Origin of the sequence: Candidatus Merdisoma sp. JLR.KK006, from assembly GCF_036941035.1 — a bacterium.
In the GTDB taxonomy this organism is placed as follows: Bacteria; Bacillota; Clostridia; order Lachnospirales; family Lachnospiraceae; genus Laedolimicola.
On the sequence record NZ_JAYMNS010000016.1, the window covers coordinates 21,674 to 38,807 of the forward strand.

Annotated in this window: 16 protein-coding genes; 10 read left to right on the plus strand and 6 right to left on the minus strand. The window is 43.1% G+C overall.

Translation table 11 applies throughout. The features are described from left to right. Positions 1-4 precede the first annotated feature (4 nt). Entirely contained in the window at positions 5-1,723 is a 1,719-nt protein-coding gene (locus tag VSQ61_RS13135; protein WP_334344875.1) for a hypothetical protein, read from the minus strand. Between the two features lie 90 nt (positions 1,724-1,813). Between VSQ61_RS13135 and VSQ61_RS13140 the strand changes: the two genes are divergently transcribed. Beyond that, complete coding sequence (locus VSQ61_RS13140) at positions 1,814-3,241, plus strand: SGNH/GDSL hydrolase family protein (protein ID WP_334344876.1); 1,428 nt, start codon at positions 1,814-1,816, stop codon at positions 3,239-3,241. A 68-nt stretch (positions 3,242-3,309) separates the two neighbouring features. On the opposite strand, the gene fdxA is transcribed toward VSQ61_RS13140, so the two are convergent. Then, positions 3,310-3,480, minus strand: coding sequence for a 4Fe-4S ferredoxin (fdxA, locus tag VSQ61_RS13145; protein ID WP_172543115.1), 171 nt, complete (start codon positions 3,478-3,480; stop codon positions 3,310-3,312). 248 nt (positions 3,481-3,728) lie between these two features. Here fdxA and VSQ61_RS13150 point away from each other — a divergent pair, with 248 nt between their 5' ends. After that, positions 3,729-3,932, plus strand: a complete 204-nt coding sequence (locus VSQ61_RS13150) for a DUF1858 domain-containing protein (RefSeq protein ID WP_172543116.1) — start codon at positions 3,729-3,731, stop codon at positions 3,930-3,932. 123 nt (positions 3,933-4,055) lie between these two features. Here the strand turns inward: VSQ61_RS13150 and VSQ61_RS13155 are convergent, their stop codons facing one another. Further along, positions 4,056-4,796 (minus strand): adaptor protein MecA, encoded by a 741-nt coding sequence (locus VSQ61_RS13155; protein WP_334344877.1) that lies wholly within the window; start codon positions 4,794-4,796, stop codon positions 4,056-4,058. A 537-nt stretch (positions 4,797-5,333) separates the two neighbouring features. Here VSQ61_RS13155 and VSQ61_RS13160 point away from each other — a divergent pair. From VSQ61_RS13160 to VSQ61_RS13180, 5 genes are all read left to right on the plus strand, one after another. Then, positions 5,334-7,139 carry a glycosyl hydrolase family 18 protein gene (locus tag VSQ61_RS13160; RefSeq protein ID WP_334344878.1) on the plus strand — a complete coding sequence of 602 codons (1,806 nt, stop codon included), beginning with the start codon at positions 5,334-5,336 and terminating at the stop codon, positions 7,137-7,139. A gap of 58 nt (positions 7,140-7,197) precedes the next feature. Next, positions 7,198-7,923: an N-acetylmuramoyl-L-alanine amidase gene (locus tag VSQ61_RS13165; RefSeq protein WP_334344879.1), complete on the plus strand. Its 726-nt coding sequence runs from the start codon at positions 7,198-7,200 to the stop codon at positions 7,921-7,923. Between the two features lie 84 nt (positions 7,924-8,007). Beyond that, on the plus strand, positions 8,008-8,439 hold the full coding sequence (rpiB, locus tag VSQ61_RS13170) for a ribose 5-phosphate isomerase B (RefSeq protein WP_334344880.1): 432 nt from the start codon (positions 8,008-8,010) through the stop codon (positions 8,437-8,439). A gap of 14 nt (positions 8,440-8,453) precedes the next feature. Further along, positions 8,454-9,083, plus strand: coding sequence for a uracil phosphoribosyltransferase (gene upp, locus VSQ61_RS13175; RefSeq protein WP_334344881.1), 630 nt, complete (start codon positions 8,454-8,456; stop codon positions 9,081-9,083). A gap of 31 nt (positions 9,084-9,114) precedes the next feature. Then, positions 9,115-9,600 carry a deoxycytidylate deaminase gene (locus tag VSQ61_RS13180; protein WP_334344882.1) on the plus strand — a complete coding sequence of 162 codons (486 nt, stop codon included), beginning with the start codon at positions 9,115-9,117 and terminating at the stop codon, positions 9,598-9,600. Positions 9,601-9,690: 90 nt separating this feature from the next. On the opposite strand, the gene VSQ61_RS13185 is transcribed toward VSQ61_RS13180, so the two are convergent. Next, positions 9,691-10,167, minus strand: coding sequence for a DUF402 domain-containing protein (locus VSQ61_RS13185; RefSeq protein WP_334344883.1), 477 nt, complete (start codon positions 10,165-10,167; stop codon positions 9,691-9,693). A 65-nt stretch (positions 10,168-10,232) separates the two neighbouring features. Beyond that, positions 10,233-11,153, minus strand: a complete 921-nt coding sequence (locus VSQ61_RS13190; protein ID WP_334344884.1) for an AraC family transcriptional regulator — start codon at positions 11,151-11,153, stop codon at positions 10,233-10,235. A gap of 215 nt (positions 11,154-11,368) precedes the next feature. Here VSQ61_RS13190 and VSQ61_RS13195 point away from each other — a divergent pair, with 215 nt between their 5' ends. Next, positions 11,369-13,171: an L-fucose isomerase gene (locus VSQ61_RS13195; RefSeq protein WP_334344885.1), complete on the plus strand. Its 1,803-nt coding sequence runs from the start codon at positions 11,369-11,371 to the stop codon at positions 13,169-13,171. Positions 13,172-13,270: 99 nt separating this feature from the next. Here VSQ61_RS13195 and VSQ61_RS13200 read toward each other — a convergent pair whose 3' ends face one another. Then, positions 13,271-14,311: a LacI family DNA-binding transcriptional regulator gene (locus VSQ61_RS13200; protein ID WP_334344886.1), complete on the minus strand. Its 1,041-nt coding sequence runs from the start codon at positions 14,309-14,311 to the stop codon at positions 13,271-13,273. 345 nt (positions 14,312-14,656) lie between these two features. Between VSQ61_RS13200 and VSQ61_RS13205 the strand changes: the two genes are divergently transcribed. Beyond that, positions 14,657-15,541 (plus strand): D-psicose 3-epimerase, encoded by an 885-nt coding sequence (locus VSQ61_RS13205; protein WP_334344887.1) that lies wholly within the window; start codon positions 14,657-14,659, stop codon positions 15,539-15,541. 81 nt (positions 15,542-15,622) lie between these two features. After that, on the plus strand, positions 15,623-17,125 hold the full coding sequence (locus tag VSQ61_RS13210; protein WP_334344888.1) for a sugar ABC transporter ATP-binding protein: 1,503 nt from the start codon (positions 15,623-15,625) through the stop codon (positions 17,123-17,125). Positions 17,126-17,134: the final 9 nt, after the last annotated feature.

The window sequence follows — 17,134 nt, forward strand, 5'->3', positions numbered from 1 at the left end:
AATTTTAATTTTTCACAAGTGCAGTGGCGGATTCCAGAGTAATAACTTCGTATCCTTGATCAAGAAATTCCTGTATAATTGGTTGATTCTGAAGAGATTCCTCATAATCTGTACAGTAAATGACTGTAGGGTACTTTTCAGGGAAAATATTCAGATAAATTTTATAGACAAACTCATCAAAGATACCCCAGCAAGTATAACTTGCGCAGGTGGCATCTGTGCACAGGTATGCCCAGGGCTCCATGCCCAGAACAAGGAGAGTATCTTCTGGTGTAAGGGAGAGAGATTCCAAATCTATTATGCGCTCGGTATGGAAGGCAGCCATACCAGAAGAAGTATAAAGTCCTTTAGCCGGACCGACATTTACTTGGGTAGTCAACTCGGGCAAAGGAGCTTCGTTGTAAAAGAAGGAGATTCGCAAATAGGCGTTAATGCAGATATGAGCAGTCAACACAGCCATGATACAGCCTGCAGCAGCTTTTCCTATATTGCGTCCAATGGAACGTCCTATTAACAGCTCTTTTAAGAAGGCGCAGAAGAATAAAGCGCCAATCGAACTGCACAGAACAAAAGATGAGGTAATGCAGAGGATACCTGTGTCAGAAGAAAAATGTGAGCACAGGGAGTACAAAACTCCGGGTATGAACCAGAGCCAGAAATACTTTAGCTCCTTTTTGGGAAGCAGCCAAAAACATAGAAATTCCAGAAATGCCAATGGCATAACACAGAAATTCGTAGGCACATAGTTCAGAATAAATCCAAAGTAATATAGATAGTAGAGCACTGTAATTGAAGTGGGAAGAATATACCACAGGGCATGAGCCATCCGTTTTTTATCAAGAGAAGAGATAAGGCAGGTAAGTCCGGTACACCATATGAGATAGGGATAGTACTGGTAAATTCTTTTGAGATATGCAGACAGCTTGTGTGTCCATTCTGAGGGATTCTGCTCATGGCCCGGCATTTTAAAATTATAAATAAATGTATGCACTAGATCCCGAAGGGAAGCCCTCTCAAAAAGCATGAGTAAAAAAATAGTAAATATCAGAAAAGCTCCCAATGTAATCCATAGAAAAGCAACAAGAGAAAGTTCATCCCATCCACGACACTTTTTCCGTTTACAGAGGATGGTTTGGACTACACAGGCTGTCCCGTAAAGGAAGTAAAGGATAACAGCGAAGGGGTTGGATAAAATGCAAAAAGCAAGGCAGATGCCACAGAGAATAAAGTCTCTGACAGGGTGCTTTTTCGGGCCGGCAAGGAGAGCGAAGGTCAGCATGGCAAAACCGAGTCCCATCGTATTGTAGGACAAGGTAACAATATTAAAGGGGGTAAATAAAAGATAAATCAGGCCAACAAAAAAGCTGGCCCATCCAAAACGCTTCAGGCGCAGGAAACATACAAGGGCGACAGCAAGCTGGAATATGGTATAAAGTATCCGCAGATATAAAATAATACCCTCATTAGAACCAACTGCGAGCCGGAAGAGAATATAAAAAGGATAAAGAGGGATACAAGACATTATATGAATTTTCCAGTCTTGAACCAGATAGGCATCGCCCTGAAATAATCGGTAGAGGCAGCCAGAATAGTACATTTCATCATTGTAATTGATGCCATAAAAAGCCCTCCAGACAAAGATCAGACCGATCAGAACAATAAGCCCTGTAAAAGCATAATTTATATATTTGGAATTTTTCATAAACAGTTTTATCCTTTTCATAGAAATTTTCCTTATTATAGCAAAAATGAATCTTGAAGTAAAGCGGACGGCTGATTATAATGAAACTATAAATTTGAGAGGTGGACAGTGTTGAGACGATTACTTTTAGGTATTCTGATATTGGGATTGCTGACAGGGAAGAATGAGAATCAGGCCTTTCAGAATGGAGAGACAGTGGGATTTATGGGAGATAGTATTACCCATGCAGAATATTCAGAAATAAATTATACCCATGTGCTGTACAATTATTATGTGACACATATGCCGGAAGTAGAGATAGAGCTGCGCAATTTGGGAGTGGGAGGTGCCACAGTACTTAACGGTATAGAGTTATATAAGAAAGATCCGGCAGCAGCAGGTTTGGACAGGGTTGTTTTAGAGTATGGAATTAATGGTTTAAAAAGAAATTTGTATGAAAACACAGAGATTTATGAGGAGAGCAGGGAGGAAAGAGAAGAAAATCTGGAAGAGTACCGGGAAAATCTGGCTGTATTTCTGAAAATGCTGGAGGAGGATGGCATAAAGTGTGATGAGATTTATACGACAACTTTGGCGGTCCCCTGTAATAAATACCAGGAGGATGCCGGGGATTCAGATGAATTACAATCTCTGGTGCAGAAGGGATACCAAAGTGTGTCAGATATTACCAGAGAGGTTGCAGAAGAACAGCAAGTTGGATTAATCGAATTTCAGGAGCCTTTGACAGAACTGGCAGAGACTCTGTCTGAGAGGGAGCCAAAAGGAAGTATTATGCAGCAGGATTTGCTGCATGTCAATACGGATGGGCAGATATATCTGGCTTATCTTTTCTTGCAGCAGCAGGGCGCTTTGAGGGATGTTTCCAGTGTTGAGTTTGAGAAGGGAAAGATCTATTCGGAGGATGCGCATGTATCTAATTTGCATTATAAGGATGGGTATATATATTATGACTATCGGTCAGAACGACTGCCGATGGGAGTATCTGATGAATATTATGAGGCAGATGCCAGCCTCGATATTCTTGATAAGCTGAATCGAGAAATAATACAGGTACAGGATCTGCAGGCAGATGCGGTTTATGATATTTATATCAACGGAGAGCGGATTGGAAGCTACAGCGGGAAAGAATTTGCAGAAGGCGTAAATATTGCAAATGTCCGAGAAAATCCGGCTCAGCGGTTTGCGGCTGTTGTAGAACAGATGAATCGGGGAAGAAGGGCGGCAGAACTTGCATACCGGAAGAAAGTACAGGATTTTACAGACTGCGGTTCTGGTGAGGTTACAGAAGATGAGCTTCTGAAAGCTTATGAGATATGGAAAGAAGAAGATACTACGTATCGTAAAAATATGTATGAACTGGTAAGTGAAGAGATTCAGGTTACAGAACGAATAGCTATTGTGCAGCAGGGGGTGGAAGCGCCGGAAGCAGCATTTCGCATTCCGGGGAGGAATTATAAAAAGGCAGCAGCAGCGGTCCTTGCGGTTGGCGCAGTGTTGGGCAGCCTGTTTTACTATTGGAGAAAGAAAAAGAAACAGTAATGAAAGCTCACTACTGCTTCTTCTTTTCCTAAGTTTGATTTTTCCACAGCCAATGTGGAGAAACTTGATTATTCTGCACTGATAGCGCCGGTTGGACATTCTGCTTCGCAGGTTCCGCAATCCAGACAAGCATCAGCATCGATTACGTACTTGCCATCGCCCTCGCTGATCGCCTCAGCAGGACATACAGCTGCGCAGGAACCGCAGTTTGCGCAATCGTCATTGATTACATATGCCATAATACCGATCCTCCTTATACTCTCTCGTTCCGATCCGTTTGGGACCTTACGTGTATTTTAATATAAAGTGCACAATTATACAAGTGGAAAAATAATAAAAGAGAAAATTTGAACAGTAACGGATAAATCCTTGCAAAATAGTCGGAATTACATTATAATAAATTCTGCACTTATGCAGATACTAGTATAACTCACTTTTAACAATCGCATGTTATACTGGGAATACAGATAAAAGGAGGAAGCTTCAGATGGCAAAGATTACCAAGGACATGCTGATGGGTCAGATTCTTCAGGTGGATGAGAATATGGCAGGAATTCTTATGCGGGAAGGAATGCACTGTGTAGGCTGCCCGTCTCATCAGTTTGAATCACTGGAAGAGGCTGCTATGGTCCATGGAATGGATCCGGATGTGTTGACAGCCCGGCTGAATGCATTTCTGGAAGCAGAATAGAAAAACAAAGATGCGCTTAACAGAATGGAGCCAGGACATATTTCTCTATTTATGAGAGAATCGTCCCGGCTCAATTTTGTTAAAGATACTTTTTATACCGGCATCTGCATTTTACTGCTGTACTTATAGAAGTGCGAGCTTCTGTAAAGCCTCGTCCCGAATCATCAGTTCTTCATGCTCTTCCAGATAGGCTTCACTGGCGGTTGCATATTTTTCACTGGAGCCGTATTCGGAGAGAATATTGGAGATCTTATTAAATTCTTCCGGTGTATGGCTGCTCTTTCTTGCAACCAGACAGTAACTGCCGTCCTTCTTTAAGCGGAACAGGGTATTACAGCCGCTATAACAGTTTTCAAGAACATGTGCAGCAGAGATAATCAAATCCAGGCTGGAGAAGAAATACAGGCGTGTTAAATCCAGTTCCTGAGCCAGAGCGATGGCTTTTTCTTCCTGCTCTTCCTGAGTCCCTTCCTTTAGATGACGTTCAATGAGTTTACGGAACATATCCAGCACATTGTCTGCACCTTCCGGAAGAACACTTCCCAATTCGGAAACATCTTCAAAACGATTGTCGCTTCCGGGGGCAAATTTGGAAAAACGGGTATCCAGTTCCTCCGGATCTTCCACTTTTGTAATGATCAGAACGATGCACTCATTGGGAAGAGGAATAGCCTCAATCATCAAGGGAATATTATCTGCTTCGAATCCAAAATCAACAGAAGCCTGCTGCATCATATCGCGGAACAGCTCTTTGGCCTTTTCTGTCCCATATGCCAGTTCACTAAGCTTGATCTGGCGGGTGGCCAAATCGTCTCGGGTTAGTGTACAGCGTATCTGGTTGTCATTCAACTTTTCTATTCTCATAATCACCACATCCAAATCTGAAATCATGTTGTTTATAACTATTATATACATTTTTGAAAGTATATACAATATTTAAAGAGAAGTCAATATGCCAAAAATGCCAATTTTTTTATTAAAATTTTCTAAATTTTTTGATAGGCATGCATTTTTAAAGAAAATCCGAATATAATATACATGGGAGGACCGCCTGCGGAAAGGAGGCGGGGTATTCATATTACATAGGACCTGTGTAAGTCAGGCGTTCGATTCTGATCCACCATTTCGGTGAAACATTCCACGATTGTAAAACAAATATGAAAAAGCAGTCAGGTCTCTCCTGTATATCTATCACGATCTCCTTTTGGAGGAAGCAGCGGCTCTGCGGATTTAGAGCGTGCAAAACGGATCCCCTCTGATGCGGACGCTGGACTGGAAACAGATCCGCAGTGCGGCAGCTTCAAAAACTTAGTGTTTTCTTAAATTTGCAAAATGTCGAAAAATGGGGATGACGTGCGGAAAAAATTCTGCTATTATGGTAGAGAATAGGAGGATTCTGTCATGACAGCAAAGAAGAGAAGAAGAAAGAGGAGATCCAGGGCAAAAAGAAATAATGACAGAAGACAGTTGGTGCCGGTTCTGGCCGCCGTACTGTTGATAGTTATTATCTTGATTGTCATGTTGATTAATTATCTGGTGAAAAAATACAGTCCATCTGATGAACGAATGGACTTATATACATATTTTAATTTGGAGCAGGGAGATCAGGCGGCAATTATTTTGGAGGATGAGCTTACAGAGCTTCGGGCAAGGATTATTGACGGGGAAGCCTATGTGACTACTGATCTCCTGTATGAGTATCTGAATTCCAGATTCTACTGGGATGCAAAGGAGAACCTGCTTCTTTATACGACCCCTACAGAGATTATTACTGCTGAGGTGGGAAGCAATGAGTATTCCGTGGCAAAGACAAAATATACAGAAGATTACGTGCCGGTGAAGGTGGACGGAGATACAGCATATGTAGCACTGAAATATATCCAGAAATATACAGCCATGGAATTTGAAGTGATGACTGAAGAAGTGAACCGGGTACACATTCTGAGAAATTTTGGCACTGTGGATACCATATCAGTGAAAAAAGACGCCAGAGTACGTTTTGAACCAAACATTAAGAGTCCGATTCTTACGGATGTAGTGAAAGGAGATATACTCTATGTATTGTCTTCGGATGAAGAGGCAGAAGAGTGGACCAGGGTTCGCACCGGCAACGGATTTATAGGGTATATCCGCAATAAGTATCTGGGAGAGACGGGGCAGGAAACCAAAGAACCGAATTATGAAGATCCGGAGTATGCAAGCATTAAGAAGGATTATATCATAAATATGGCATGGCATCAGGTAACCAATGCAGATGCCAATAATACGGTGCTTGAGGCCATTGCCAAGACCAAGGGATTGACGACGATTTCTCCCACATGGTTTTTCCTGAGCGACAATGATGGCAATATTGAGTCTTTGGCAAGCCAGACCTACGTGAATTATTGTCACCAAAACGGAATTGAGGTCTGGGCATTAGTAGAGGATATTGCACACAAGGATACGATTGTGGATTATGAGATTTTATCCAGAACATCTTCCAGGCAGCGGCTGGTAAATAATCTGATTGCCAAAGCGATTGAATTTGATTTGGATGGCCTTAACATAGACTTAGAGTTTATCAGTGCAGAGTCGGCCAAGGCATATGTACAATTTATACGAGAACTTTCCATTATGTGCCGGCTGAATGGAATTGTTCTTTCTGTGGACAACTATGTGCCTGCAGATCATAATCTGTTCTATGACCGAAAAGAGCAGGGAATTGTAGCAGACTATGTGGTAATCATGGGCTATGATGAGCACTATGCCACCTCTCCTGAGGCCGGCTCCGTGGCTAGTATCGACTGGGTACGAAAGGGAATTGAGAATACATTAGAAGAGGTACCTGCAGAAAAGGTGATCAATGCAGTGCCTTTCTATACCAGACTATGGGAAGAGCGGCCTAAGACAGAGGAAGAATTGGCGGAGGAATCGGAAAGTGAGGAATTTGTTCCCTATGTTGTCACCAGCAGAGCTTATGGTATGGATACTATTGAACAGATAGTAGCAGAGCATGGGGCAGAGAAAACTTGGAATGATGAATGCGGACAATATTATGCAGAATATGAAGCAGACGGTAATACCTACAAGGTTTGGCTTGAAGATGAGGAGTCCATTGAACAGAAAGCGGCTCTGATTCGGGAGTATAATTTGGCCGGTATCTCCGCATGGAAGCTGGGCTTTGAGCGGCAGGATATCTGGGATATTATATTGAGATATGTGAATTAATACATGGAATAAAAGAAACCGCCATATATTTTAGAAATGGATATATGGTGGTTTTTTAATGGAGATTTTACGAAGATTAAAAGATCGGCTTATAGGGAAGAGCCGTGTTATGGGGCTGGGAATGGCGGTTCTGGTTCTGGCGAGCGCCTGCTATTTTGCGAGAGGAAGCTTTTGGGAACAGGCAAAAGGGGAGGCGAAACGTTCTGATACCCGACTGGTAATTCTGGATGCCGGACATGGAGGAAATGATCCGGGCAAAATCAGCGTGGATGGAACCCAGGAAAAGGATCTGAACCTGAAGATTGCCTGGAAGTTGAAAGAGCTTCTGGAGCAGCAGGACATTGAGGTGGTGATGACCCGAGAAGAGGATCGGGGACTGTATGATGAAAATGCATCCAACAAAAAGGCCCAGGATATGAAACGGCGCTGTGAACTGATCAATGAGGAACAGCCGGCCTGTGTGGTCAGCATTCACCAGAACAGTTACCATGAAGAGGCAATACAGGGGGCCCAGGTTTTTTACTACGGCACGTCCAAGGAGAGCCAGGACCTTGCGGAGCTGATTCAGGAAGAACTGGTCCGTTTTGCGGACCCGGAGAATCACAGGCAGGCCAAAGCCAATGATACATATTATCTGCTGAAGAAGACGCAGTCTCCGGTTGTGATTGTAGAGTGCGGTTTTTTAAGCAACTGGGAAGAAAATGGAAAGCTGAAGGATGAGGGGTATCAGGATCAATTAGTATGGGCTATACATATGGGGGTTATGAGATATTTGAACCAATAGGGGGGCCAAGAAAAGAAAGCATTTGCTATTCCATAAAAAAATGATATAATTAGGAAAATAAATGAGCATGGAGGTAGCAGAATTATGATAGCGCTAGGATGTGATCATGGCGGTTATGAATTGATGCAGGAAGTAATTGCCTATTTGGATCAGAAGGGATTGGAATATAAGAATTTGGGATGTGACAGCATGGCAGCTGTAGACTATCCGGTTTATGCAAAAAAAGTGGCAAAAGCAATTCTTTCCGGAGAGTGCGAAAAAGGAATTTTGATCTGCGGAACTGGAATTGGAATTTCCATTACTGCCAATCGTTTTAAGGGGATTCGCGCTGCTCTCTGCAGCGACTGTTTCAGTGCGGAGGCCACAAGACAGCATAATGATGCGAATGTTCTTGCTATGGGCGGTCGGGTAGTCGGCCCCGGATTGGCAGTGAAGATTGTGGATACTTTTTTAAATACAGAATTTTCTAATGGGGAGAGACATATAAACAGGGTAAGACAAATGGATGAAGAGTAGGGGGACAGAAGAAGATGTCAAAGGTAGTTGTTATGACACATCCGCTAATTCAGCACAAAATTGGCGTGATCCGACGGGTGGAGACAGGCTCCAAAGATTTTCGGGCCATGATCAGCGAGATTGCAAGCCTGATTACCTATGAGGCAACCAAGGACTTAAGGCTCAAGGACGTGGAGATTGAGACGCCTATCTGTAAGGCTACAGTAAAAGAATTATCAGGAAAGAAGATGGCAGTGATTCCGATTTTGAGGGCTGGTCTTGGAATGGTAGAGGGAATGCTTGCCATGATTCCTTCTGCCAAGGTAGGGCATATCGGCCTATACAGGAATGAGGAAACCTTAGAGCCGGTAGAGTATTACTGCAAGGTTCCGGCGGATTGCAGCGAGCGGGATGTTTTTGTGGTAGACCCTATGCTGGCTACCGGAGGCTCTTCTGTGGCGGCTATTCAGATGCTGAAAGACAGGGGAGTGCGGAATATTCGCTTTATGTGTATCATTGCAGCTCCCGAGGGTGTTAAGCGTATGCAGGAGGCCCACCCGGATGTGGATATTTATGTGGGAGCCATGGATGATCATCTGAATGAGCACGGCTACATTGTCCCTGGTCTGGGAGACGCAGGAGACCGCATTTTCGGAACAAAGTAGAGCCTCTGGGGCTTGAATAGGAGAGAAATATATGGGCGGAAAGAGAAACGACTATATTAGCTGGGACGAGTATTTTATGGGAGTTGCAGCCTTATCCGGCATGCGTTCCAAGGATCCCAGTACGCAGGTGGGGGCCTGTATTGTGAGCCCGAATAATAAGATTTTGTCTATGGGCTATAATGGCTTTCCGAATGGCTGTGATGATGATGAATTTCCCTGGGAGAGAACAGGTGAAGAGAACGAGACAAAATACCCTTTTGTCACTCACGGCGAGTTGAATGCGATTTTGAATTATCGTGGAGGAAGCCTGGAAGGGGCAAAGATTTATGTAACTTTGTTTCCCTGCAATGAATGTGCCAAAGCAATTATTCAGGCAGGAATCAAGACAGTGGTTTATGGGTGCGACAAGTATGCGAGCACGGCTTCGGTTCTGGCCTCCAAGCGGATGTTTCGCGCAGCAGGTGTAGAGTTGGTAGAATATCAGGCTACAGGTCGGAAAATCCAATTGGAAGTATAATAAGCAATAAAATAAGACAGCAGACTTTTCAGGTCCGATGCTCTTGAAGAAAGAGAGAGAACGTGGAAGGTCTGCTGTTTTGTAAGATTTCTACAGAAGCCAATAAGATTCCAGGGAGGGCAGCAGTTTTTGGGAATAGATTTCACGCAGCAAAGCATCCAGACGGCGCATGCAGAGGCAGAGCTGAGTCTGATCCAGTAATCCCTGTTCCATGGCATCGGCAATTTCATCCAGATCCACTACCCGAATCTGACCGGAGGGATAGATAAGCACATCGGCTAAAAGATCGGTAAAAACATAAGTGTCCGTATCCGAATCATAGCTCCAGTCAATAATATCACAATACCAGCAAATCAATTGATCTTCCCGGTTGATAAATTGGCTGATTTTCCAACCTTTATCCAAAAGAAAACACGAAATGCCATGATCCAGATCTTTCTTGGGACGAATCGTATTCCAGCGAGTGACCAATAGCTGTTCCTTGTGTAAGAGAATCTCATCCTGATCCAGACGAATACATTCATTGGGAATCAGCCGCTTCCGATATAATATGGGCTTATCTGTCATGAAAACCTCCTTATGTATTTGTTCCCCCAAGCATCAAGGCAGATGAATGTGCCAGGGATATTTGACTAAAAATTTTTAACGAGTGTCAGAGAATCATGTTTCACAAACTCCCGTTCTTCTGAACGCCGATTGTAATAGGTGCGCTTATAAATATCCGGATCCGGAATCTGCAGAAATTCGGAAGGTGTACAACCAGTAATTTCCTTGAAAACCCGATTAAAAGTTCGAATATTGTTAAAACCGCAGTTGAGCGCAATCTCTGTAAATTTTTGCTCTGTATTGCGAAGCTCATAGGCTGCATGTTCCACTCGTACCAGATTCAGATAGGTAACGAAATTGATGCCCATAAGCTTCTTGAAGATTTTAGAAAAATACCCAGTGCTGAAGTTCATATCTGCAGCCGCATATTCCAGAGAAATATTGTCCGCATAATGATCGTCTATATAGGAGAGAAGAGACTGAAAATCTGCAAGCATCCGAGTTCTGCGGTTATCAGGTACGGAATTTGTTTCTGCTCTTGGATGAGAACGCTTTAACAAAAACCAGAATGTCTGCAAAGAAGAGATCACGATCTCCTGATAGTAAGGCTTCTTCTGCTCCAGTTCTTCCGAAACAATATCAATGAGTGCTGCCAAACGCTCGGAAAGGCCATAATGTGCCAATTCCTCTTTTGTAACCAGCGGATGCACAAAATGAGGGTTCTCAAAAAGTCCTCCTAAAATAGAAGTGTCAAATATAATAAAATCCAAAGAATTGTCCATATGATGGGAATCGCTGTAATGAATCTGGCCGCTTTCACAGACTGCCAGATCTCCGGCATGGGCTGTGAAATTGACATCTGTAATACTAAGGCGGCAGGAACCGGAGCGCACGTAGATTAATTCGATTTCCTTGTGCCAATGGGCAAGAAAACCGATATTTTTATAGTTGGAATGCCAGACCATAAAATCGGAATCGTAGCTGCGTACTTCATGAAAAGCTTTCATTCTCCCGTTTCCTCTCCTCTAAGTTGACGAAATTCATAAAAGAAATGAATATTTATAGTGAAAGTATAACAATTAGTACAAAAAATGTCCAGATATGAATCGAAATTTACGTGCAATTTTCTGAAAAATATTATATAATGAAAACACCTAAGAACGGAGCGGACGTAACTCCGCTTTTATAAAAAATTATAAAACGAGTATGGAGGGTATGTAAAGTGGCAAAAAGCAGATTAGTAGGCGATTATCCTGTGATTGGCATTCGGCCGACCATTGATGGCAGAAGAGGCGTTCTGGATGTAAGAGGCTCTCTTGAGGAGCAGACCATGAACATGGCAAAATCAGCAGCAAAGCTGTTTGAAGAGAATCTTCACTATTCCAACGGCGAGCCGGTAAAGGTTGTTATTTCCGAGACTACCATTGGACGCGCAGGAGAATCCGCAAGATGTGCAGCGCAGTTCAAAAAGGAAGGCGTGGACATTACCTTAACCGTCACACCCTGCTGGTGCTATGGATCTGAGACTATGGATATGGATCCCATGACCATCAAGGGCGTATGGGGCTTTAACGGAACAGAGCGTCCCGGCGCTGTTTATCTGGCATCCGTACTGGCCACTCATGCACAGAAAGGCCTGCCGGCATTCGGCATCTATGGCCATGATGTTCAGGAAGCGGATGACACCAGCATTCCTGAGGATGTAAAGGAGAAGCTGCTCCGGTTCGGCCGTGCCGCAGTTGCAGCAGCAACTATGAGAGGCAAGTCCTACCTGCAGATCGGTTCCATCTGTATGGGAATCGGCGGCTCCATCATTGACCCGGCTTTTATTGAAGAATATCTGGGCATGAGAGTAGAGTCTGTAGATGAGGTGGAGATTATCCGCCGGATGACTGAGGGCATCTACGACGAGGAAGAGTTCCAGAAAGCTCTGAAATGGACGAGAGAGAAATGCATTGAGGGCTTTGACAAGAATCCGGAAGAGATTCAGAAGACCAGAGAGCAGAAGGATGCGGACTGGGAGTTCGTAGTAAAGATGATGGTTATCATCAAGGATCTCATGAGCGGAAGCGACAAGCTGGATCCCAAGTTCTCAGAAGAGGCTATCGGACACAACGCAATCGCAGCAGGCTTCCAGGGACAGAGACAATGGACAGACTTCTATCCCAACTGTGATTTTCCGGAGGCAATGCTCAATACTTCCTTTGACTGGAACGGAGCAAGAGAGCCCTATGTTCTGGCAACAGAGAATGATACACTGAACGGACTTGGCATGCTGTTTATGAAGCTTCTGACCAACCGTGCTCAGATTTTTGCGGATGTTCGTACTTATTGGAGCGGAGATTCCGTGAAGAGAGCAACCGGCTATGAGATTGAAGGGAAGGCAAAGGATGCGGACGGATTTATCCATCTGATTAATTCCGGCGCGGCTTGTCTGGATGCATGCGGAGAGGCGAAAGATGAGAACGGCAATCCCTGCATGAAGGAATGGTGGAATGTAACGGAAGCAGATCAGGAAGCAATCCTGAAAGCAACCACCTGGAATGCTGCTGACAACGGATACTTCCGGGGCGGCGGATATTCCTCTCGTTTCGTAACCAATGCTGAGATGCCGGCAACCATGATCCGCCTGAATCTGGTGAAAGGCTTGGGACCGGTTCTGCAGATTGCAGAGGGCTGGACCTTGAAGCTTCCCGAGGAAGTGACCGACAAGCTCTGGAAGAGAACCGACTATACATGGCCCTGCACATGGTTCGCTCCCAGATGTACAGGTGAAGGTGCATTCAGGACTGCTTATGATGTAATGAACAACTGGGGTGCAAATCATGGTGCTATCAGCTACGGCCACATTGGTGCGGATCTGATTACTTTCTGCTCCATGTTAAGAATTCCGGTTTGCATGCACAACGTACCGGAGGAGAAGATCTTCCGCCCGGCAGCTTGGAATGCATTTGGTATGGATAAAGAGGGACAGGACTACAGAGCATGCAAGGCTTATGGTCCGCTGTATAAGACGATTCGGTAATTTAAAAAGTATATTAATGGAATACCGCAGACACACAAAAGCGTGTCTGCGGTATTGCTTTGTCTGGGAACAGCTCTGAAATTTAAAAACATAGATAGATTACTCTTCAAAATAATCAATGGTATCTTCCGTGGCAATCGTGATGGGGATTTTCATATAATACCCATTCGGCTTTTGGCGCTTGATGATATAATCGAAAAGAATCTTTACAAGCTGGTAGCCTTGATTGGATGCATTCTGTCCAATTGCAAAGTCTACGGTTCCATTCTGAAGAAGTGTAATTGTATCAGGAACAAGATCGTGGCAAATAACTTTTAGCTTTTCTGATTTCCTGGCAATGTCCAAAGCTCGTCCGACGCCAATAATTCCACCGCCTGTAATATAAAGTCCCTTTAGTTCGGGATACTTATTACAGTATTCCAAAGTGATTTTAAAAGCCTCCTCTTTGTGATCTTGATTTTCGCGGATTTCCACAATATCAAAATTAGAATATTTTTGCTTCAGCTTTTGCTGAAAACCCTCTAAACGGCATTGGTGACAAGAGAGATTGTGAGAACTGATAATAATTCCAATCTGCCCTCCGCAAGGAAGAAGGCGCCCCATTAAGCCTGCGGCAACAGCGCCGCCCTGGACATGATCCTGTCCCAAGAAACAGAGATCGTGTATTCCGTCAATCTTTGAGTTGAATGTTATAATAACAATACCCTGTTCCGTAAGCTGATTGATTTTGGTCTTTACCTGCTCGTCGTCAATGGGGAATACGGCAATTCCATCATAACTATCTGTGCTCATATCCGTGAGAAGATTTACTAGCTCCGCAGGCTCCAGTGTGGCCAGAATTTTTACGGAAATGTCTAAGTTAAAAGGGGCAAATTCCTCTTTGGCCTGATTGATTCCCTTTAACATAGCCTGAATATAAGGGTTATAGTCCGGTGTGAGGATGATACCGAGTTTTGTGGGTTCCTTGCTTTGGACCAGAGCTTTTCCAAGAAAATTAGGCTGATAATTTAGTTCCTTAGCAATTTGTAGAACCTTTGCTTTTGTTTCGGCTTTGACCCCGGGACGATGATTCAGGACTTTATCAACAGTGCCGCGAGAGACATTTGCCAGTTCTGCGATTTGTTTGATTGTTACACCCATATTGTGCCTCGTTTCATGATGGTTTTTCTGTCATAAGCCATATATTAAAAAGAATATCAAAGAATTGTGCTCGTGTCTAGAAAAAGATCCGAAAAAATAGGAAGCTGTTTTTATAATCAGCTTTATGGAAGAGATTTTTGTACAAATTGAATAAAAATATTGTAAATAATTATAGAAAATGCCGATTGAATATATCTTTTTATGGTGATATAATAAGCCTACGATTAGAGCACGAGCACAAAAAATACTAGAGCAAGTTGGTAAATATATGTAAAACTGTGATATTACGGAAAAATTTTATTTTTAAGAAGATGTTGCACGAGCACAATATGAGAGGAGAAAACAATGAAATTTGGAATGGGACATGCTTATTGGGGAACAACTTGGCAGTGTGATTTGGAAAAGTATAAGAGAGTGGCTGAAAAGTTGTCAGGATTTGGTTTCGATATGTTAGAAGTTACGGCAGATCATATATATCATATGAATGAAACGGAACTAAATGAGCTGGATGCAATTGGGAGAAATTATGGACTTACTTTTTCTACAAATAGTGGTCCGGCAAAGCAGTATGATTTATCTTCTTCCGAACCGGAAGTAAGAAGAAATGGGTTGGAATATTTTAAGGAGATTATAAAGAAAATGTCTATAATTCATTCTCCGGTATTGGCAGGAGCTATTTATTCCTTTTGGCCTACGGACTTTGTGGAAACAGACAAAAAGGCGGCTTGGGAAAGAAGTATTCCAATGCTTAGAGAAGTAGGAGCTGTGGCCGATGATCTGGGAATTGAATGTGCGTTGGAAGTGCTTAATAGAAACGAGACATATATCTTAACAGACTGCCAAGAGGCCATTGAATATTGTGAAGCAATTGGGAAAAAGAGTATTAACATTCTTCTGGATACTTACCATATGAATATTGAAGAAGATGATATGTGTAATGCAATTCGCAAAGCTGGCAGTATGTTGGGGCATTTTCATGTGGGTGAGGCGAATCGCAAGCTTCCGGGAATGAATGAGACCATTAACTGGGAAGCCGTAGGCCAGGCGTTGCGGGATATAGATTATAAAAAGGGCGTTGTTATGGAGCCCTTCTTGAAGCAGGGTGGAGAAGTAGGAAGAGATTGCCGGGTTTGGAGAGATTTGAGCAATGGGGCGGATGAAAAGACACTGGATGAATATTTGAAAAATTCATTACGGTATTTGAAGAGCAAATTTGAACCTGCCAGTTAATTTTTTATAAGTGATTAATGAGAAAGTACTCCGAAAGCTGTTTAAATGTGATATGGAAAAAGAATAAAAGGAGGAGCGTTCGTGGAACAATGGCGTTTGGAGGTAGACAACCTTCATAAAAGATTTCCGGGCGTGTATGCGGTAAAGGGTGTCAGCTTTCAGATTGCACCGGGTGAGGTACATGCACTGGTAGGGGAAAACGGAGCAGGAAAATCCACGTTGATGAAGATGATTACCGGAGAGTATAACCCGGATGAAGGAGTTGTACGGCATAATGGAAAAGAAATCCACCCCAAATCCATTTCAGATTCAATAAAGGAAGGGATTGCCATGATTCATCAGGAATTGGCACCTCTTCCGGAAATGAACATCGCACAGAATATTTTTCTGGGCGAGGAAATTATGAATGGGAAATTTTTGAATGACAAGGAGATGTATCACCAGGCAGAGGAGATTTTGAAAGATTATGGGCTTGTATTTACACCTCAAACAAAGGTGAAGCATCTGAGTGTGGCGCAGATTCAAATGCTGGAGATAATCAAGGCAGTAAGAAAGAATGCGGACATTATTATTATGGATGAACCCACATCGTCTCTGTCGGATGAAGAATCACAGAAGCTGTTTCGTTTGATACATGAACTCACGGAGAAACAGGTTTCCGTTATTTATATTTCCCACCGATTGGAAGAGATTCTGATGCTTACGGATCGAATTACGGTATTAAGGGATGGTCAGTTTATTAAGACCGTATCCGCACAAGGAGTAACACAGGATGACCTGGTGGAAATGATGGTGGGGCGTTCTTTGGACAATATCTATCCTAAAGAAGTGGTTCCAATCAAAGAGCCGGTATTAGAGGTTCGTAATTTTACTTCTAAGGGTGTATTTGAGGATATTTCTTTTACGGTACATGCTGGTGAAATTTTGGGCTTTTCCGGACTGGTTGGAGCCGGAAGAAGTGAAATCATGAATGCTATTTTTGGAATCGACAAAGTAGATTCCGGTGAACTTTATATGGGAGGGCAAAAGATAACAATTCGAAATCCCGGTGATGCAATTGCGAACAAAATTGCTATGGTTAGCGAGGATCGAAAGGTAAGAGGGCTTGTTCTTTGCCGTTCCATTAAAGAAAATATTTCTCTGCCTAATCTTCAAAAGCGGCATCCGGGAGTATTTATTAATGGAAATAAAGAGAAAAGAGAGGTTGAAGAGTATAGCAATGCGTTGGCCACAAAGTGCTCATCTATTCAAATGTCTACGGGAAACCTGAGTGGTGGAAATCAACAGAAGGTGGTTATTGCCAAGTGGCTGATGTCGGAACCTAAGGTCCTGATTCTGGATGAGCCGACCAGAGGAATTGATGTTGGAGCGAAATTTGAAATTTATAAAATTATGTGTGATTTGGCCAAGAAAGGTATTGCGATTATTATGATCTCTTCCGAACTTCCGGAGGTTATGGGCATGAGTGACAGAATTCTGGTTGTATCAGGCGGAAAAATAACCGGAGAATTTAATAGAGATGATATTGAAAGCGGAAAGATAACTCAAAAGACTCTTTTGAGCAGTGCGCTTCAGGAGGTATAGGAGGAGAAG